The sequence below is a fragment of the Microcystis sp. M165S2 genome (genome assembly GCF_020245885.1).
In the GTDB taxonomy this organism is placed as follows: Bacteria; Cyanobacteriota; Cyanobacteriia; order Cyanobacteriales; family Microcystaceae; genus Microcystis.
On the sequence record NZ_JADBTZ010000051.1, the window covers coordinates 18,279 to 37,174 of the forward strand.

The 18,896-nt window shown below is 42.4% G+C and carries 19 protein-coding genes, 1 tRNA gene and 2 pseudogenes; 13 read left to right on the plus strand and 9 right to left on the minus strand.

What is annotated here, in order from left to right; genetic code table 11:
- The first annotated feature begins 24 nt into the window (after nucleotides 1-24).
- From IM479_RS02755 to gyrB, 5 genes are all read left to right on the plus strand, one after another.
- Nucleotides 25-2,637, plus strand: coding sequence for an ABC transporter substrate-binding protein (locus IM479_RS02755; RefSeq protein WP_287686279.1), 2,613 nt, complete (start codon nucleotides 25-27; stop codon nucleotides 2,635-2,637).
- A 107-nt stretch (nucleotides 2,638-2,744) separates the two neighbouring features.
- Nucleotides 2,745-3,398 carry a PspA/IM30 family protein gene (locus IM479_RS02760; RefSeq protein WP_287686280.1) on the plus strand — a complete coding sequence of 218 codons (654 nt, stop codon included), beginning with the start codon at nucleotides 2,745-2,747 and terminating at the stop codon, nucleotides 3,396-3,398.
- 77 nt (nucleotides 3,399-3,475) lie between these two features.
- A complete protein-coding gene (locus tag IM479_RS02765) occupies nucleotides 3,476-4,825 on the plus strand; it encodes an ABC transporter substrate-binding protein (RefSeq protein ID WP_287686281.1) in 1,350 nt (449 codons plus the stop codon).
- Between the two features lie 261 nt (nucleotides 4,826-5,086).
- Nucleotides 5,087-5,797 carry a response regulator transcription factor gene (locus tag IM479_RS02770; protein WP_287686283.1) on the plus strand — a complete coding sequence of 237 codons (711 nt, stop codon included), beginning with the start codon at nucleotides 5,087-5,089 and terminating at the stop codon, nucleotides 5,795-5,797.
- Between the two features lie 357 nt (nucleotides 5,798-6,154).
- Nucleotides 6,155-8,077: a DNA topoisomerase (ATP-hydrolyzing) subunit B gene (gene gyrB, locus IM479_RS02775; RefSeq protein WP_287686285.1), complete on the plus strand. Its 1,923-nt coding sequence runs from the start codon at nucleotides 6,155-6,157 to the stop codon at nucleotides 8,075-8,077.
- Between the two features lie 152 nt (nucleotides 8,078-8,229).
- On the opposite strand, the gene IM479_RS02780 is transcribed toward gyrB, so the two are convergent.
- Complete coding sequence (locus tag IM479_RS02780) at nucleotides 8,230-9,444, minus strand: aminotransferase class V-fold PLP-dependent enzyme (RefSeq protein ID WP_287686287.1); 1,215 nt, start codon at nucleotides 9,442-9,444, stop codon at nucleotides 8,230-8,232.
- A gap of 280 nt (nucleotides 9,445-9,724) precedes the next feature.
- Between IM479_RS02780 and IM479_RS02785 the strand changes: the two genes are divergently transcribed.
- Nucleotides 9,725-11,158 carry a TM0106 family RecB-like putative nuclease gene (locus tag IM479_RS02785; RefSeq protein ID WP_286826064.1) on the plus strand — a complete coding sequence of 478 codons (1,434 nt, stop codon included), beginning with the start codon at nucleotides 9,725-9,727 and terminating at the stop codon, nucleotides 11,156-11,158.
- Between the two features lie 103 nt (nucleotides 11,159-11,261).
- Nucleotides 11,262-11,504 carry a hypothetical protein gene (locus tag IM479_RS22495; RefSeq protein ID WP_353737575.1) on the plus strand — a complete coding sequence of 81 codons (243 nt, stop codon included), beginning with the start codon at nucleotides 11,262-11,264 and terminating at the stop codon, nucleotides 11,502-11,504.
- 10 nt (nucleotides 11,505-11,514) lie between these two features.
- Here the strand turns inward: IM479_RS22495 and IM479_RS02790 are convergent, their stop codons facing one another.
- A complete protein-coding gene (locus IM479_RS02790; protein ID WP_150976954.1) occupies nucleotides 11,515-11,895 on the minus strand; it encodes a hypothetical protein in 381 nt (126 codons plus the stop codon).
- Between the two features lie 239 nt (nucleotides 11,896-12,134).
- Between IM479_RS02790 and mtnB the strand changes: the two genes are divergently transcribed.
- Nucleotides 12,135-12,752, plus strand: a complete 618-nt coding sequence (gene mtnB / locus IM479_RS02795) for a methylthioribulose 1-phosphate dehydratase (protein WP_287686289.1) — start codon at nucleotides 12,135-12,137, stop codon at nucleotides 12,750-12,752.
- 48 nt (nucleotides 12,753-12,800) lie between these two features.
- Here mtnB and IM479_RS02800 read toward each other — a convergent pair.
- Nucleotides 12,801-12,871: transfer RNA gene (locus IM479_RS02800), tRNA-Cys, on the minus strand.
- 134 nt (nucleotides 12,872-13,005) lie between these two features.
- Here IM479_RS02800 and IM479_RS02805 point away from each other — a divergent pair.
- The 5 genes and pseudogenes from IM479_RS02805 (at nucleotide 13,006) to IM479_RS02825 (ending at nucleotide 17,324) form a co-directional block, all read left to right on the plus strand.
- Nucleotides 13,006-13,341 carry a hypothetical protein gene (locus tag IM479_RS02805; RefSeq protein ID WP_287686291.1) on the plus strand — a complete coding sequence of 112 codons (336 nt, stop codon included), beginning with the start codon at nucleotides 13,006-13,008 and terminating at the stop codon, nucleotides 13,339-13,341.
- Between the two features lie 233 nt (nucleotides 13,342-13,574).
- Nucleotides 13,575-13,865: pseudogene (locus IM479_RS02810) on the plus strand (restriction endonuclease); the annotation flags it as partial.
- Nucleotides 13,866-13,941: 76 nt separating this feature from the next.
- Nucleotides 13,942-14,523: a phycobiliprotein lyase gene (locus tag IM479_RS02815; protein ID WP_002770022.1), complete on the plus strand. Its 582-nt coding sequence runs from the start codon at nucleotides 13,942-13,944 to the stop codon at nucleotides 14,521-14,523.
- A gap of 237 nt (nucleotides 14,524-14,760) precedes the next feature.
- Nucleotides 14,761-15,513, plus strand: a complete 753-nt coding sequence (locus tag IM479_RS02820) for a phycobilisome rod-core linker polypeptide (protein WP_287078842.1) — start codon at nucleotides 14,761-14,763, stop codon at nucleotides 15,511-15,513.
- 602 nt (nucleotides 15,514-16,115) lie between these two features.
- Nucleotides 16,116-17,324, plus strand: coding sequence for an RNA-guided endonuclease InsQ/TnpB family protein (locus IM479_RS02825; protein WP_287686293.1), 1,209 nt, complete (start codon nucleotides 16,116-16,118; stop codon nucleotides 17,322-17,324).
- Here IM479_RS02825 and IM479_RS02830 read toward each other — a convergent pair.
- From IM479_RS02830 to IM479_RS02855, 6 genes and pseudogenes are all read right to left on the minus strand, one after another.
- Complete coding sequence (locus IM479_RS02830; RefSeq protein WP_287686295.1) at nucleotides 17,318-17,605, minus strand: helix-turn-helix domain-containing protein; 288 nt, start codon at nucleotides 17,603-17,605, stop codon at nucleotides 17,318-17,320. The genes IM479_RS02825 and IM479_RS02830 overlap by 7 nt on opposite strands.
- A 4-nt stretch (nucleotides 17,606-17,609) precedes the next feature.
- Nucleotides 17,610-17,819 (minus strand): annotated as a pseudogene (locus tag IM479_RS02835) (hypothetical protein); the annotation flags it as partial.
- 19 nt (nucleotides 17,820-17,838) lie between these two features.
- Nucleotides 17,839-18,105, minus strand: coding sequence for a type II toxin-antitoxin system RelE family toxin (locus IM479_RS02840; RefSeq protein WP_287686297.1), 267 nt, complete (start codon nucleotides 18,103-18,105; stop codon nucleotides 17,839-17,841).
- Entirely contained in the window at nucleotides 18,102-18,311 is a 210-nt protein-coding gene (locus IM479_RS02845; protein WP_002771197.1) for a hypothetical protein, read from the minus strand. The genes IM479_RS02840 and IM479_RS02845 overlap by 4 nt, the downstream gene beginning before the upstream one ends.
- Nucleotides 18,312-18,393: 82 nt before the next feature.
- Nucleotides 18,394-18,573 (minus strand): XRE family transcriptional regulator, encoded by a 180-nt coding sequence (locus IM479_RS02850; RefSeq protein WP_287686299.1) that lies wholly within the window; start codon nucleotides 18,571-18,573, stop codon nucleotides 18,394-18,396.
- A gap of 101 nt (nucleotides 18,574-18,674) precedes the next feature.
- On the minus strand, nucleotides 18,675-18,896 hold a 222-nt coding region (locus IM479_RS02855), incomplete at its 5' end, for a zinc ribbon domain-containing protein (RefSeq protein WP_287699149.1).

Genomic DNA, 18,896 nt, shown 5'->3' on the forward strand with positions numbered 1-18,896 from the left:
GCAGAAAATGTCAAGGGTAGAGACATGAGCAGAGTTGTGATTCTGAAAATTGGTGATGGCAGTTTTGAAACGGGATTTTCCGTCACTCTAGAAATTCGTGACAATCATCTCTTGATAGCACCTTTTACCGATGGTAAATTAGTCCCTAACCTTGACATTGCTGACGCTTTGCAAAATTATCGTCGAGCTTATTATCATTGGGTAAAAAGTCAACCCAGTTTAGGAATTACCGTTCCTCATAGCATGATCACCCATGCAGCGGTAGGTGATCCTAGAGACAACCTCAAAAAAGCCACTAAAACTTTAAAAGATAGCTTAAATGAATGGCTAAATTCCAGTTCTCTGAGTTCGATACAAAATCATATCTTGTTCCATATAGGTACTGAGTCAGAAGTAAGATTTTTTATCCAAACTACCCACTTTGATTTACAACAAATTCCCTGGGAGTCTTGGAATTTTTTACACAAATGGTTTCCCGATGTGGAAATTGCTCTTACTATCCAGATAGATCCCCCGAGAGAACGTACTTTTACTTCCGCAATTAAGGTTTTAGTAATTTTGGGCAATATTGACATCGAAAACAAGCATACTTCCCTGTGTTTATCCAGTTTGCAAACGGTACTAGGAAACCAAGATAAGGTTTCTATGCAAATATTAAGTCCTGGTTCAGACCCTCCTCTTTCAACGATAAATATTCACAATGAGTTGATCAAAAATCCATGGGATATTGTAGTTTATTTAGGTCATAGTCAAACCAGTAGTGACGGTCACGATGGAGTTTTTATCATTGATAATGATACGGCTTTATCTCCCGAACATAACTTAAGAAATTCCCTAGAAATAGCTGTTAAAAAAGGCTTAAAACTTGTTATCTGTAATTCCTGCGATGGGTTAGGTATTGGTCGTCAGTTGGCTAATATCGGAGTACCCCATATTATTGTTATGAAAGAACCGATCGCCGTGCGGGTTGCTTTGAGATTTCTAGAAGTTTTTCTTCCCAATTTTCTTGGACATAAATCCCTACAAGAATCCTTAACAATCGCTCGACAAGACTTAAAATTACACGGATTTGCGGTGGATGCTGCTAGTTCTTCTTTGCTGCCTCGTTTGATAGAAAATCCTGAAGAACCACCGTTGATTTTACCTTTACCCCCTGAAAATACGGCAGAAGATTCCCAAGAAGATCCTGATCAAAGTTGGCATTTACGTCTATCTAGTCGTTGGAAACAAGCTCTGTTATTTATTTTAAGTCTTCTGGTAACTTTATCAGTTTTATATTGGGGAGGAGTATTTTCCGATGATGCTAGTAAATACCCAGAAATTAGCTTAGGTGAAGAAATATTATTAAAGACAAATCGACAAGATAACAGTCTTGAACGGGGAAGACAAGCTTTTAAAAACAAAGAATATAAACAAGCAATTCAGCTTTTTAAAAAATCCCTTGATCGCTTGCCCAATAATCCAGAGATTCGCATCTATTATAATAACGCTCGTGCGGCCTATCAAGACAGAAATTCCTTAAAAATTGCCACCAGTGTTCCTCTTGGTAATAATCCAGAAATTGCTCAGGAAATTTTACGAGGTCTTGCTTTATTCCAACAGGAGTTAAACGATGAACAGGCCAAAAACCACGATTTTCACTTTCTACAGGTAGTGGTCGCTAATGATAATAATAGCGCCGCAGATGCCAAAGATCGAGCCGAAAAATTTGTTAAAGATCCGTCAATTATAGCAGTGGTTGGTCATAATGCTTCTGCTGCTAGTGAAGCGGCCAAAGATATCTATGTACTAGGGAAAATTGTTGCCCTATCTCCCACCAGCTTTTCCCCGAAAATCTCCGGTAATGGCTATATATATAAAATGGTTCCCGATCTGGAAACTTTTGCCACAACCTTAAGTGAATATATCCGTCAACAAACTGACAAGCTAATTATCCAAAACCCCACTAATTTAATTTGTTACGACAATCGCTCTGGAGATAATTTTAACTTCGCTAAAAAATATAGAAACATTCTCCTCGGTCAGCAGTTTCAAAAAATTGTTAAAGATGAAGATTTTGACTGCAATATCGAACCAAAAAATAATTTAGATCAAGAGAAAATTTATCAAAAAATCGCTCAATATCAAGTAAATATTCTCATGGTTGCTCCCTATGTTAATGATCTGAAAAGAGCCGTCAGTATCTTTAAGCAACGTCCCGCAGAAAAGTTAAACTTAGTGATTTTAGGTTCCCCCACTTTTCAAAGTTATCTCACCCTTGCAGAAGGTAAACAAGGAGTAGAAAATTTAGTTATCACCGTGCCTTGGTATGATCTCAAACAAGATAATTATATCCAGAGTTTTTGGCAAAATAAGATCAATGTTTGGCGCACTCCCATGTCCTACGATGCGACCAAAGTTATCCTCACCGCTTTGCGAAAGTTATACCAACAAGGACAAAAATTCGATCGAGAATTATTAAATCAAGTTTTAAGAAACGATTTTTCTATCGAAGGAATGACTGGCACTGTTAGATTCGATGAGAATGGTGTCCGCAACATGAACAATAATCCTGATGATCGCCGCTACTTGATTCTACAGGTCAAAAAGGGTCAATTTGTCCCCCTCGCTCCCATTAAATCTGCCGGTCCAGTCTAAACCTCCCTATCCTTGTCAATACTTTTTACAAAAATTAACCTTACCCACTGCATCAAAGTTAGCCATCACTCCTAATTAACAGGTAACACCTCTAGGAGACAAACGGCATGAAATTGTTCAAAAAATTAAACCCAAGAGCCTTGATTTTTTGGCTGATCGGTGATAAGGCCGGAAATTCTCTCGTTGCGATCTGGAATTGGTTGTGGGGTATTCCCATCGAATCCGGCGGCAAAATTGCCGTAGAATCGGCCAAAGAATCCCTAGAATCGATGCAAAAATCCCTAGCGGAATTAACAGAATCGGTGGCGAAAGTAGTAGCAGCCCAGCAATCGGCTCAAGCACAATACGAGGCAAAAAAACAGGAACACACAAACTACTTGCAGCAGGCTGTCACCGCCCAAAAAAAAGGTCTTCAAGAAGCGGCAAGACTTGCTATGGTTAAGGTTCTCTCCCTAGAAAAAATTCTACCCGCCATGAAAGATCGGGTCGATAATGCCGAAAAAGTGGTCATTGCTGCTAAGGAAAAACTTCGCAAAGAGCAGGAAAAAATCGAGCATTATAAGTTAGAAATGAGCAACTTAAAAGCGATTAGTTCCATGAATGAGGCTTTAGGTAAAATAAACGAATTTGATAGTAGTCTCAACCTCAATACCTCCCGCGATCGCTTTGAGGATGCCAATGAAGCGATTAACGACCGTTATCGCAAAGAAAACGTCTATAGTGAATTAAGCGAGAACTATAGCGAGAAATTAGCTCAATAAATCGATTTCTTAAGCCTTGATGACGAAATTAACCGCCGTTTAGCTGAATTCAATCAGCAAAGTTAAGGAGTAAAGCGATGACAAAGACTGGCAAAAAAGCGAGCTTACCGCCAATTTTCTATGTTTTACTGGGTTTGATCGGCTGGTTTCTTTTTCCCCAAATCTCGGCAATATTTGCCCCAAAAGCCGATAATAATCCCCGCATGAGTTATGGCAATCATCTCCTAATCAAAACTAATTCTAACACCGCCAAAGAATCAGCGATCGCTGCCATTGCTCAAGGTGATCACCAAGAAGCAGAGCAACTCCTGCAAAAATCCCTCGCTCAACGTCCCAACGATCCCGAAAGCGTAATTTATCTCAGCAACCTGCAAACTGGCTCAAATCCCTTCAAAATCGCCGTTGTTGTGCCAGCGACAACTAATCCCAACGTCGCTCAAGAAATATTGCGAGGAGTCGCCAGCGCACAAACCCAGATCAATCAACAGGGAGGGATCAACGGCAGAAAACTGATGGTTATCGTGGTTAATGACGATAATCAGCCGCAGATATCGAAAGAGGTAGCCAGTGAATTAGTCAAAAATCCCGATATTATCGCTGTTGTCGGTCATAATGCCTCCGATGCCAGTTTAGCCGCCGCTCCCATCTACGAAAAAGGCGGTTTGGTGATGATTTCTCCCACCTCCCTGGCTAATAATCTCTCCGGTGCGGGAAATTATATCTTTCGTCTGGTGGCTTCTAACGGCAAAATTACGGAAACCTTAGCAAATTACATAGTAAATATTGCTAAAGTCCAGAAAATTGCTTTTTGCTACGATTCTCAAGCTCCTGATAATGTTTCCTTTAAAGACGAGTTGATGGCTAATGTGGCGAAAAAAGGCGGTCAAATTGTGCCGATTGTCTGTGATCTGAGTGTCCCCAATTTTAAGGCCGATCAAGCCCTTAATCAGGCGATTTCTGGGGGTGCTAACGGCCTATTTGTCGTCGCTCATGTTGATCGTCTCGATCCCGTTTTTGAGGTTATTCGCTCCAATCGTCAGCGTTTGCCTCTGTTTAGTAGTCCCACCTTCTACAATATTCGCACCCTCGAAGATGGCGGCAAAAACGCCCAAGGTTTAACCCTTGCCGCACCCTGGCACCCCTCGCTTAACCAGACTTTTGGCAATCTTATGCAGGAACAGTGGCGCGGTCCGGTTAGTTGGCGCACGGCCACCAGTTTTGACGCTACACGGGTGATTATTGCCGGTTTAAGGGAAAATCCTCAACGTCAGGGCCTACAATCCCGGCTGCGTTCCGCCAATTTTTATCAAACAGGAGCCACCGGAAAAATTAGCTTTGATCCCAATACTGGCGATCGCATCGGTCAACCGGTGTTAATTCAAGTGCGATCGACTCCCTCCGGTGAGCAGTTTGTCGCTTTACCTTAAAAAGTCCCCAGTCCACCACAGTCGGGAGAGTTGCCAACTCTCCCCCCAAAAAGTCTCAAAAATTACGATTATTTTAACATTCAACTTTGAGTAAGAAATGAATAGCTAATATGTTAAAATATGCCTAAGTAGGTAGGTTTTAAAAATCGTCAGATTCCCCCTTATTAAGAGGAGCAGGGGGCATCCGCACCCCCCTTATTAAGGGGGGCAGGGGGAATCAAAGGCAAAATCTATCTTCAATTAAATTATAACTACTTACTTATGGATATCGTTATTATCGAAGATGAAATTGAAATCGCCCATTTGATTCAGCAAACTTTAGAGAGGGAATCCTTTACTTGTCATCTGGCTTATAATGGTAGGGTAGGACTAGAACTATTTTATCAAAAGCAACCAGACTTAGTTATTTTAGATTTAATGTTACCCGAATTAGATGGACTAGAATTGTGTGCCAGAATTCGCCAAAAACCCGGGACAAAAGACCCCTATATTCTCATGTTAACCGCTAGGGGAGAAGAAATCGATCGCATTATCGGTTTATCCACAGGAGCCGATGATTACATGGTAAAACCCTTTAGTCCCCGGGAATTAACCGCTCGGGTAAGAGCCTTATTAAGACGTAGTTTAAGACACGATAGTCAACCGCAACAACTCCATCGCAGCCGTCATTTTCTGATCGACTTAGATCAACATTCTGCTCTTCGTAAATTGGAGGGAATGCCAGAGGAAACCCTCGATTTAACCACCTTAGAATTTAATTTATTAGCTACCTTTGTCAGTTATCCCAATCGCGTCTGGAGTCGTACCCAATTAATCGATAATCTCTGGGGAAATGATTTTTTTGGCGATGAAAGGGTAGTAGATACCCATATCCGACGCTTACGCAAAAAAGTAGAACCCGATCCTGCTAATCCTATCTTTATCAAAACCGTAGTCGGTGTCGGTTATAAATTTGAGGATGACATTGTTTAGGGTTTGCGGCAAAAAGTTTGTTGGTGGGGTTAGGAGTCAGGAGTCAGTATTCAGGAGACAGGAGACAGGAGATAGGGATTTAGGGATTTAGGGGTTTTGGGGTTTTGGGGTTTTAGTTCAATTTCCCCACTTCCCCACTTCCCCACTTCCCCACTTCCCCACTTCCCCACACCCCAACCCCAACCCCACACCCCACTTCCCCACTTCCCCACACCCCACTTCCCACACCCCAACCCCAATAAAAAATTCTCCCTAAAGGCACTTAAGCAGTCTTTAACCCTTATGTGCTAAAATTTTTGAAGATTTTGCCATTCATTTAGGTTCAATCAGGGATCACAGCCTTTTTAGGGAAATTTTATGACAAGTAACTACGGCGCGGAACAGATACAAGTTCTCGAAGGGTTAGAACCAGTCAGGAAGCGGCCGGGGATGTATATCGGTACGACTGGTCCGCGGGGACTACATCATTTAGTCTATGAAGTGGTGGACAACTCGATCGATGAGGCCCTAGCGGGTTACTGTACTCATATCGAAGTGGATATCAAGGCCGATGGTTCCGTCAGCGTCACCGACGATGGCCGGGGTATTCCCACCGATGTTCACCCGACCACGGGTAAATCTGCCCTAGAAACCGTTCTCACTATACTTCATGCCGGCGGTAAATTTGGCAGTGGTGGTTATAAAGTGTCGGGAGGGTTACACGGAGTCGGGATTTCCGTCGTTAATGCTCTTTCTGCATGGGTCGATGTGACAGTCTGGCGCGATCATAAAGTACATACCCAACGCTACGAAAGAGGTATCCCCGTCACAGAATTGGTCAGCAGTCCCAGTCAAGAGGAAAAAACGGGAACTAGGGTTAATTTCCTGCCGGACACCGAAATTTTTAGCCAAGGCATCGAATTTGATTACAGTACCCTCTCTGGACGTTTACGAGAACTAGCCTACTTAAATGCGGGTGTTAAAATCACCTTTAGCGATTACCGTCCCGAAGAACCCCACATCGAAACCTATTGTTATGAGGGGGGTATTAAAGAATACGTCGCCTATATGTGTCGGGAAAAAGAAACCCTGCACAAAGATATTATCTATGTATCGGGGGAAAAGAACGGAATTAATATCGAAGTGGCGTTTCAGTGGTGTATAGATGCCTATAGCGACAATATTCTCGGTTTTGCTAATAATATCCGCACCATTGACGGGGGAACCCATCTAGAAGGATTAAAGGCAGTTCTGACTCGTACTTTAAATAATGTCGCTCGTAAACGCAATAAAATTAAAGAAAACGAGCCTAATCTAGCGGGGGAAAACGTCCGCGAGGGTTTAACCGCCGTTATTTCCGTAAAAGTCCCCGAACCGGAATTTGAGGGACAAACCAAGACCAAATTGGGTAACACCGAAGTCCGGGGTATTGTTGATTCCCTGGTGGGGGAAACTCTCAACGAATACTTAGAACAAAATCCCCAAGTGGCCGACACGATTATCGAAAAAGCAGTACAAGCGTACAGGGCGGCGGAAGCGGCCCGACGGGCGCGGGACTTAGTACGACGGAAATCGGTCTTGGAATCCTCACCTTTACCGGGTAAATTGGCTGATTGTAGCGAAAGAGACCCAGAAAAGTCAGAAATTTACATCGTCGAAGGTGACAGCGCCGGCGGAAGTGCCAAACAGGGGCGCGATCGTCGTTTTCAAGCGATTCTACCTCTGCGGGGAAAAATCCTCAATATCGAAAAAACCGATGATGCCAAAATCTACAAAAATACGGAAATTCAATCCTTAATTACAGCCCTCGGTTTAGGAATTAAAGGAGAAGATTTCGACCCCTCACAATTGCGCTATCATCGCATTGTTTTAATGACTGATGCTGATGTGGATGGCGCACACATCCGAACTTTGTTGTTAACTTTCTTCTATCGTTATCAGAAGAATTTAATTGACCAAGGTTATGTATATATCGCCTGTCCTCCTCTCTATAAATTGGAACGCGGTAAAAATCATTCCTACTGCTATAGCGATCGAGAATTACAGCAAAAGATAGCGGAATTTCCCTCTAATGCTAACTATACAATCCAACGTTTTAAAGGGTTAGGAGAAATGATGCCCCAACAACTTTGGGATACTACCATGAATCCCGAAACTCGCACTTTAAAACGGGTGGAAATCGAAGACGCAGCCAAAGCTGAGGAATTATTTACGATTCTTATGGGCGATCGAGTTGCCCCCCGGCGAGAATTTATCGAAACCCACGGATCGCGTTTAAATCTTACGGATTTGGACATTTAAACAGTAACTTGGGGCTGTGTTAGTCTAGGCTAATACAGCCCGATCATATCCCTAAATCCAGTTAGGGTTTGAGCAAGCGGAAAGGAGGCACTCGGCGCATCCCCAATCCGCTACGCTGGCTGAGGGTGGGGACTTCCCCAGCCACATTTTTGTTAAACTAACTTTTGGATAGCTGCTACTAACTGCTCGATTTCTGAGGGCAAAGTGAAATAATGAACACAGGCACGCACACAGAGGGGGTCGAGGAGAGTTCGCAGTAAAAACCCTTGTTTTTCTAGCTGTTGCACTAACTTTTGTGGGGTGATGGCCGAGTCAATTTGAAAGGAAACTAAACCGGATTCCGGCGGAGAATTTTTTAAACATTTCACCCCTTTAATCGTCTTTAATTCCCCCCAAAGATAAGCCGCTAATTGACAAATCTTTTCGTATCTTTGTCCCCCATCACCCCAGGCATTATGTACCGCAATAGTTGCCCTTAAACCCTCAAATTGGGGATAGGCAGAAGTGGCCACTTCAAAGCGTCTGGCATCCGGTTTCCAACCGATAGGCTGTCCTCGGCTATCTGTTTCAATGCCGCGCCAACCGATAAAAGTGGGCTGTAAACTAGGGAAAATTTCGGGACGAATATACAATCCTCCCACACCAGCCGGTCCACACCACCATTTATGACCCGTAAAAGCATAACAATCGGCGGCAGTAGCGCTTAAATACAAGGGCAAACAACCCACGGATTGGGCAGCATCCACCACCACTAAAACGGGTTTTTCGGTGACAGAATTATCATGACAAAGTTGCGAGATTTCCTTGAGGGGTAAAACCTGTCCAGTATTCCACAAAACGTGACTAACCACCAAAACCCTAGTTTTTGGACGTAGATGGGCGGAAATCACTTCTATCGGGTTGCCGCCGTTTAAAGTTTCCCGAATAGGACAAGTGGAGATTTCCAGATGATAACGACGGGCAATTTCTTGAACCGTGGCGATAATTCCGGGGTGTTCACAATCGGTTAGTAAAATATGTTCCCCCGCTTGCCAATCAACTCCCCAGAGGGCGATATTACAGCCTACAGTGACATCCTCGGTGATAGAGAGATTCTTAGGGCTAATTCCCAATTCCTGAGCCATTTCTTGCCTGAGAAGTTCCGTTTTTCCGGTAATCCAATCGTTTACCCGTCCTGAAAAAGGCCCCTGTTGTTGGAGAAAATTATGGGCATCGATAATCGCCTCTAATCCCGCCTTGGGCAAGGTTCCCTGACCACCGAAATTAAAATAAACTTTATTGCTAAGTCCCCGAAATTCCTGTCTTTGTTCGGCTAAATCCGGTTTACTAACGGCGCAATCGAGGGTATTTTCGTCTAAATTCTGCATAAGCGGCAAGATGGGGGGTCAGTTATCAGTTATCAATTATCAATTATCAGTTAGAAGGTGTTGGGTTTTGGGGTTTTAGGGTTTTAGTTGAATTCCCCATTTCCCCATTTCCCCACTTCCTGACGACCGACGGCTGAATTCTATCGACGGATTAAGTCGCAATTGTCACAATAGTATTAAAGTAGAGGAAACATACTTGGGAATATTTTCTTTTTTTAGTTTATTATTTTTTACTTTACTTCACTGGTCCAGGAAAGCTTAACTTTTCTCCTTGTATAGAATGCTACTGACCGATGATCTACTTCTAGACTACCAACGTTGTCAACGCCGTGCATTTTTAAATCTCTACGGCAATAGCCAAGAAAAAGACCCTGAGCGCGATTTTTTGCTTAAATTGCGCCGAGAGAGTCAAAGTCACGTTAAAAAAGTCCTGCAAGACTCCTATCCCGATTATTGTTCCCTGACTACCCCCAGCACTGATATTTTGGCCGCCGCTAGGGAAACGGAAGCTTTGATGGGTCGGGGTGTACCCTGTATTTATCACGGAGTCCTTTTACAATCTGCCTATCCCGTCTCTTTAACCGGTTCCCCGCATTTATTAATTAAACAGGCAGGAGAGTCGAAATTTGGCGATTGGGTTTATTATCCCCTCAATATTCAACTCGGTCGCCGTCCTAAGCCTGAATATAAAATGCTGGCTACTTTTTACGCCTATTTATTAGCCAGTATGCAGGGAGTTTTTCCCAGTTATGGGGAAATTGTCCTACGTCGTCATAATCGCTATCGGGTGGAATTGAATCTCTGGTTAACTAAACTAGAGGAAATAATCAAAAAGTTCGGCGAAATGGTGATTAATCGGCAAGAACCAGAAGTTTTTATCTCGCGTCAGCGTTGCAGTTTATGTCATTGGTATAGTCACTGTTATGGTATTGCTCAAGCGAGTCAACATCTTTCTTTAGTCCCGGGGGTGACTCCTAGTCGTTACCAATTTTTACAGTCTTTGGGGGTTTCCACCATGGCATCCCTTGCGCTTACCTGTCCTACCCGTATGGGGGAGGGGATGGGGGTAGAGGTGGCTAATCAGTTACAATTACAGGCCCAAGCAATTATTGAAAATCGGGCCTTTCGCAAAAGCAACGGGAAAACTGCTTATTTGTCCCCCCTACCGAAGGCCGAGATTGAATTTTATTTTGACATCGAAGCGGAACCAGAACAGAATTTAGATTATCTTTTGGGGATTTTACGGGTTGATTATCGAGTTAATACCCAGCAATTTTATCCCTTTTTGGCAGAAAAGCCGGAAGATGAAGGCAGGATTTGGCAGGAATTTTTAACCTTAGTCATGCAGGATTATCAAGCACCAATTTTTCACTTTTCTGAGTACGAAGTAGAAACAATTAAGCGATTGGGTTATCTTTATAAAACCCCTTCTTCTTTGATTAATCAGTTAGTTTCTCGCTGTTTTGATCTGCACTATCATGTAGTTAATTCGGTAACTTTTCCCGTGGAAAGTTATTCTTTAAAATCCCTCGCTAACTGGATTGGCTTTCAATGGCGCGATCGAGGAGTAAGCGGGGATCAATGCGTTTGGTGGTATGACCAGTGGTTAAAAACAGGAGATCGGACTTTATTGGCGGCTATTTTGCGTTACAATGAGGATGATTGTCGCGCCACCTTTATACTAAAAGATTGGCTTGTAAACTTTTTAATTTGATTCTAAAGATTTATGACAAATAGGGGGGGAATGTAGCCGCTGCTACCCGTAGCCGTAAAGGGAAAATGATAGGCTATGGATGTGAAGACAGTCCCCTCACCCAATGGTGATCCCCATGTTCTCCCCACTTTTTCCGCTTCTACTCCTACTGCTTTCCTTCCTTAGTCTTCTCTGGTATCAAAAGACCGATAATGATATTTTTAAAGCTCTTGCCGTTAGTAGTTTAATTTTCGCAATTATTTGGGGCTTAATTCTCGCTCATTGGTCAATTCACCTGTTGGGACTGCTGTTATTGTTAAAATTCAGACCCCCCGCTTTCAGTTTGGTGCGCGTGCCTAGATGGTAATGGTTTGACCTTAATCTTCCAACTGTCCGGTAGGTACTTCGATCGCTTGTACATCGATCGTCCCGGGAGGGGTGAGAATAATAAACTTACCCCCTTCCACTTTCAACGGTTCACCACAGTTAGGACATTGGCATTCCGTGCGATTAAAACCCGTAAATTCGTAGCTACAGACGGGACAGCTATCTTCAACTAAATTGCGTCGCAACCACCAGCGAAAAATCCCCCAAGCAATCACAGGAGAAATTATTAGGAATGCCACGAGAATTAAAAAACTATTGACTAACCAACCCAGTCCGATCGAGCCTAACAACAATCCGACTAAAATCAAAGATAAGAAACAACCCAAACCAGAATCATTGACAGAATAGCTGCGGAAAAAGTTGTTATTCACGGCTCAACCCTCGATTCATCAAAGCTGTAATTATCTTTAACCTAACACATTCCTAACACATTGCCACGGTTAAATCTTCTTTTTGACTCACCGGTTCCTCGCTCTATTCTGCCTTGGGTTTAGTTTTGATCGAGATTATCCAGATTGAGAGCCTCACCAAATCTGCTGGGGAGTGGGTTGTCTGCTGGCTTCAACTTGTTATAATAGGTCGATACCTATCCACCATATTTCTAAAAACCATGAGCGATCATCGTCTGTCTCTAGTGGCAGCTGCCCGAAGATTTTATCAACTGGGTTGGATGCTTGGCACGGCGGGTAATTTATCCGCTAAAGTTGATGATCATAGTTTTTGGATTACTGCCAGTGGCAAAAGTAAAGGTAAACTAACAGAAGAGGATTTTGTGCGCGTGGATCTGACGGGAAAAGTCAGAGAATTAGCTCATCGAGATAATCGTCCTTCGGCCGAAACTAGCATTCATCAGGTGATTTATTGCCTCTTTCCCCAAGCACAAGCTTGTTATCATGTCCACTCGGTGGAAGCGAATTTAGTTTCCCGTTTTGCTCGCGAGGACAAGTTATCGTTACCTCCCTTAGAAATGTTGAAAGGTTTAGGTATTTGGGTAGAAAATCCTCAAGTATTTATGCCGGTTTTTGCTAACTATCTCGATGTGCCGAAAATTGCCGCAGAAATAGAAAGTAGATTCTCAACTTTCCCCCCAGAAATTCCCGCTTTACTGATTTCTTACCATGGCGTGACGGTGTGGGGTGAGTCTCTAGAAACTACCGAGAATTATTTAGAGATAGTTGAGTATATTTTTCGTTATCTAGTGGCAGCCTATCAAGTAAAACCTTGGTAAACCTTCAATTAGACAAGGCAATCAGGAAAAGATTGCCGACATTTTCCAAGGCGCCACCCAGATTCGAACTGGGGGTAAAGGTTTTGCAGACCTCTGCCTTACCACTTGGCGATGGCGCCGATCAATAAATATCAATCATAGCATAACAGTTGGCAGTTTGCCAAGAGTGGAACCCAAGAGTTGAGCGATCGATCTATAATTTATGCAGCCGTTCTCTAATCTAGTGGGGTATTTCAGGCTTTAAAAAGCAATTATGATGAGAAATAAAAGATATTTACTAACTTTTATCGGTTTATTGGCTTTATACTTTCCATTACAGGCTAATAATGCCGTTTACCTTAGCCAAAGTTCTAATACTGCCACGACTTTCGACAGTTATCGTCAAGAATGTTTACAAAGAGCGCGCGCGGAGGGATTAGCTGCTGATGTGGCAAAAGACCTATGCGACTGCACGATTAAAAAATTCCAAGCTCGTTACAATCTACAGCAATTCCGCACCCTCGTGCAGAAGTCGAAAACCGATAAAGCTGCCGCTAGAACTTTATCGAGTGTGGGAGAAGCTTGTTTTGATGAGATTTTGTATGAATAGCAGGGATAGGGGGTTTTTTAGCTATCACAAAAAAAGCTCTCCCTGCTCCGCAGCTCCAGCGCTCATAGACAGTCTTAACAAGTAATTTAGATAGTCAACAGCTTATTTATGTCAACGCTCCCAATGGCAGAAAAATCGAATTATTGGAGTATCAAGACGATTATCAATGGCGATAATTTCTCTCTCAAATTCCTTAGGAATGCCTCTTGATTATTAATAACTTTAGGTGTATTATTATCTATATTCAAGCCAAAAGATGGGCTGATAATAATGCCGTTGGTCGTCCAGAAATCCAGAAATTTGTCGGGGCATTAGCGGGACAAGGAGCCAAAAAAGGTATTTTCATCACCACTTCCTATTTTACCAAAGAGGCTTTAGAATATGCCCCCAGAAATGAGATAAAAATAGTGCTGATTGATGGGGAAGAATTAGGTCAATTGATGATTGATTATAACTTAGGTGTATCGACCAAAGAAATCTATGAAATCAAGAGAATTGATCATGATTATTTTGGGGATGAATGAGACACAGAGGGGGACAAGGGTTACAGAATAACGACGATGGCGTTAAAATAAATGGAAAAAATAGAGGATAAAAACTATGGACGGGATGACCTTTTTTCAGAAAAGTGCGGGACAGTGGAAATCTCAGCGCACCACCCATCATTTACCCTTTCGACGCTCAGAAACCGGCGATTCCGAGATTTATGTGGAAGCTTTAAGCGCCGATAACCCGAAAATTATCGCTATCTGTGAAATGCACGAAGTCGATCCCGCTAAGACTGTGGGGGGTGCCTTTGTCAGTTGGGATGGTTCAATGCAGTGGGACAAAGAAGACGAAAATCATCAAGGAACCACCGTTTTTGCGCTAATTCCCGATGAAGATAATCCCCAAGCTGGTGTTCTCCTGCGCGAACGCGGTTATGCGGAAATCGTTCCCGTGGCGGGCCGTTATCACATTGATGAACAGGAAGGTTTAGTCTTAATTACAGAATACGAAACTATGACCTCGATCGAGCGTTTTTGGTTTGCCGATGCCGATTTACGTCTCCGCACTAGCACAGTTCAACGTTTTGGCGGTTTTAATACTGCCACTTTTTGTGCTGAATCCCGCAATCAGTCATCGGAGTCAGTCTCTAGTGATTCCCCCGAACCGTCATCCTATTCGATTAGTGGCTGGTAAATTCAGTCATCAGTCATCAGTCATCAGTCATCAGTCATCAGTCATCAGTCATCAGCTTTTTTCTCCCCTCTCCCCCAACCCCCAACCCCCAACCCCCAACCCCCAAAATCCCGGATGGTAAACAAGTTTTCTTAACAATTGTAAGAATTTTTAATATTTCTTTTCTAGTTGGCACTTACTCCCTTATCATTATGAGGAAAGTTTTTTAAGCATTTCTAAGGATACGGAGGTTTACCCTTGGCCATTCCTCTTTTAAATTACGCCCCCAAGTCCCAAAACGTGCGGGTAGCTGGTTATGATGTCGGTGGAGACGAAAAACCGAGAGTTTACACGACGGAAAATGTCCTCTCCCCTACCGACCTGGACGATTTAATCGAAGCCGCTTACCGTCAGATTTTCTTCCATGCCTTTAAATGGGATCGGGAACCTTTCCTCGAATCCCAATTACGCAATGGACAATTATCGGTGCGGGATTTCATTCGTGGCCTACTGTTATCGAAAACCTTCTATAACAGCTTCTACGAGAAAAACAGCAACTATCGCTTTGTCGAACAGGTAGTACAAAGAGTTCTCGGTCGCGATGTCTATAGCGAAAGAGAAAAAATTGCTTGGTCGATTGTCGTTGCCACCAAAGGTATTCAAGGTTTTGTCGAACAACTGCTCAACAGTGACGAGTATCTGCAAAGCTTTGGTTATGATACCGTTCCCTACCAACGTCGTCGCACCCTGGCCAGCCGCGAAATCGGTGAGCGTCCATTCAACATCACCTCGCCTCGCTACGATGGCTACTATCGTGGTATTTTGGGCTTCCCCCAAATCGTTTGGCAGAATGCTGTCCGTCGCTATGTTCCCCAAGAGCAAAAACCCAAAGCTGGCGATCCTTCCAGCTTCTTGGCTATGGCCCGGGGTCTCGGTAGCGCCAAAGGCAATCCTGTACCAAGAGTCTCCGCTATGAATATTAACATCGAGGCTTCTGTACCCCGTCGTTAATTTTTAGCTAAACCTGCCGGGGAGAGTCCCTAATTGGCAGAATGACCCCCAAACCATAATCAGGTTATTCTGTGAATTGGTGGCTCTCCCTATGGGGTGGCTCCTAAAATAATCCCCCCAGCGAGATCGTATTCCAAGGCAGACCCTTGGAACAAGGATATTAAGTATTGATCTTCTAAGTAGGGGTTGCTGAATAATGGTAAAAACCTTTTAAAATAAGGCTTTTGACCTGTTAAAATCCGATGTTAGTGCCGCGAAAATAGGATTGGGACTTTCAAAACCCTGGCATTATCCTTCTTGTAGTACATAGCTTGGTACAAAAAACGAGGGCAATAAAGCCTGAAACGACCGGCTACTGACTCCTACCCCCAGGAAAACCTTTTTGCCGCAAACCCTATCTATAATATCAAATTTTGTACGACTTTTTTCCACGTTCAACACTTCTGGGTTTCTAGGTTTATCTTGAATGTCGGGGTGAAGACCCTCAGTTTCACTGACGGGATGAAACCCGACCAATATAGAACAGCGAAGCACCACTAAATCCTTGACAGTTTTGTGCTGGATATGTTAGTATAAAGAAAGTTGTTTGAGGTCGGTCAACAATGATTGTCTTAGAAATGAAAGCCGTGGTCAAACCAAGTCAGTGTTCTGCCATTGATGAAGCTATTCGTACAGTACAGTTCATCCGTAATAAAGCTTTAAGACTTTGGATGGATTCTAAGCGAGAGGATCAAGTAGATAAATATTCTCTCAATAAATATTGTGCGGTTCTTGCCAAACAGTTTAAGTTTGCGGATGACCTTAACTCTACAGCTAGACAAGCATCAGCAGAACGGGCTTGGTCAGCTATTGCTCGTTTCTATGACAATTGTAAGAAAGGAATAAAAGGAAAGAAAGGCTATCCTAAATTCCAAAAGAATAATCGTTCCGTAGAATATAAACACTCTGGATGGAAACTATCGGAGGATAGAAAGAAAATTACTTTTACCGACAAGAAAAACATCGGCACGGTTAAACTGAAAGGAACTAGAGACCTAAACTTTTACCCTATAGACCAAATTAAACGAGTTAGGATTGTCAAACGTGCTGACGGTTATTATGTCCAATTCTGTATTAATTTAGATGTTCGGGAATATGCTAAACCCCTAGAACCAACAAAAAGATGTGTGGGATTGGATGTGGGATTAAAAGTTTTCTATGCTAACAGTGATGGAGAAACGGTAGAGATACCGCAATACTATCGTAAGGCAGAAAAAAGATTAAATCGTCTAAATCGGAAGAAATCTAAAAAGTTTAGAAAAGGTCAACCCCAATCAAACAACTACCAAAAAGCTAGAAAGAGATATGCAAGAAAACATTTAAGAATAAGTAGGCAACGTAGAGGCTTTGTCGAAAAAGAGGCATTGCGCGTCATTAAATCTAACGATTTCATCGCTTACGAAAACTTAAATATTCAAGGCATGGTAAAAAACTCTAAACTAGCTAAATCTATTAATGATGTGGCTTGGTCAACTTTTCGGCAATGGTTAGAATATTTTGGTTTTAAATATGGTAAGGCCACGGTAGCAGTAGCTCCCCATAACACCAGTCAAAATTGCTCTAATTGTGGTCAAAAAGTCCCTAAATCTCTATCTACGAGAACCCATATTTGTCCCCATTGTGGCTATGTAGAAGATAGAGATATTAACGCCGCTATCAACATTCTCAAAAAGGGACTAAGTACGGTAGGGCATACCGAAACTAATACGCTTGGGGAGAGATTCCCTCTGGTTTGGTTGGATACGTCCTGTCAGATTAAGGAAACTCAATGAACCAAGAATCCCTCGCTTTTAGCGATGGGAGTGTCAACAAGAGCGTTGAGAATATGAAACAAATCTTCAAGAGAAAATTGACTCAGTTTTCCCTTGATTAATTGAGATGCTTCTAGTTTTGATATTCCTAAAGTTTCTGCTGTTTCAGCTTCCGTGAAGTTCCGTTCATTGATTATATCAATAATCCGAGATAGAATTTGAGCGCGGACTAAAGTTTGTTCGGCTTCTGGGTCGCCAAGATCAGCGAAAATATTACTATTACTTTTTTCAAAATCACTCATTTTGTTATTCTCCTTGATTTTTTAACCATTCTTGATAACTTATTTCAGCCAGTTTTATTTGAAATGGCTCCGTATTTTTCCAACGATAGGTATTCACATCTCGATAATCAACGGAAAGAATTTGACCTGAACCTAATTCTTCTGCTAAAATAACCAAAGATGCGTCGGCTAAATCCATTGGCAAATCTCTATATTTTTGCATCAGTTCTTCAGTGTGTTGGCACTGCTTAGTTTTAGGGAAAAAATCTATAAATTTCTCTTCTGTGTAAGAATCGACTAAAGATCAGTTCATCGTTAATAATTGCAACACCAATGCGATAATCTCCTATTTTGATACGATAAAAACCCTGATAACCTTTAAGCTTTTTGAGGTTTTGTATATCATCCAGTGTTTGAGCTAATTTGCATTCATTGACAACAGTTTTGATCTCAGATAATAGTTTTTGATCTTTAATTTTTCTTAAGTCTTTGGAGAATTTGGCTACAAATTGAATTTTCATTCAGCTTCTCCATTGAGAATAGCAAAAACTTCTTCTTCTGGAACAAATTCACCATTTAATCCTTCCGTAATAGCATTAGCTAAACCAATATCTTCTAGAGCTTCGATAACAATTTCATAAAATAGTTCCCGTTTGTTTTGCATCATTTCAATGAGGATCTCGGTTAGGATTTCTTTGGTTTTTTCTTCGGTAATAATTGATGACATTATGGTTAGTCCTTTCTTGAAAGTTGGCTGGTGCGTTACACTAATATTAACACACCTTACGAGATCGGCGATCGCACTTAGATTAGGATTTATTTCGATACATGACCTGGATACTTACACTAGAGTTTGCTACGGCTTGGGGAGTGACTAAGATTTCTATATTCTGACCTAATGCTACTAGAAAGCTAAACATCTGCTCAAGAGAAAATTTTTGCAATCTGCCATTTTTTAAGTTAGAAATTTTAGCCTCGTCAATTCCCAAAATTTGACTGACCTCCTGCTGGTTTAATCCTTTTTCAGTAATCAGATCTTGACATCCTCGCCGCCGTAAAACGGACGGCGATTCCTCACCACGCCACTTTTTTAGAATGGTCGCGTCAATGGGGTTGACGCTTCAAGGGATGCTGCTTCTTTAACAGAAGTCTTACGCTTTCCTCCACGTCCGTTTAAAGTCTCCGAATGTCCTCCGGCGACCTTGATATTTACCGCAGCGTTTACATCTCGATCATGAAAAGTTCCACAGAAAAGACATTCCCACTCACGGATATTTAACGCCTTTTTCCCGCCGATATTCCCGCAACAGGA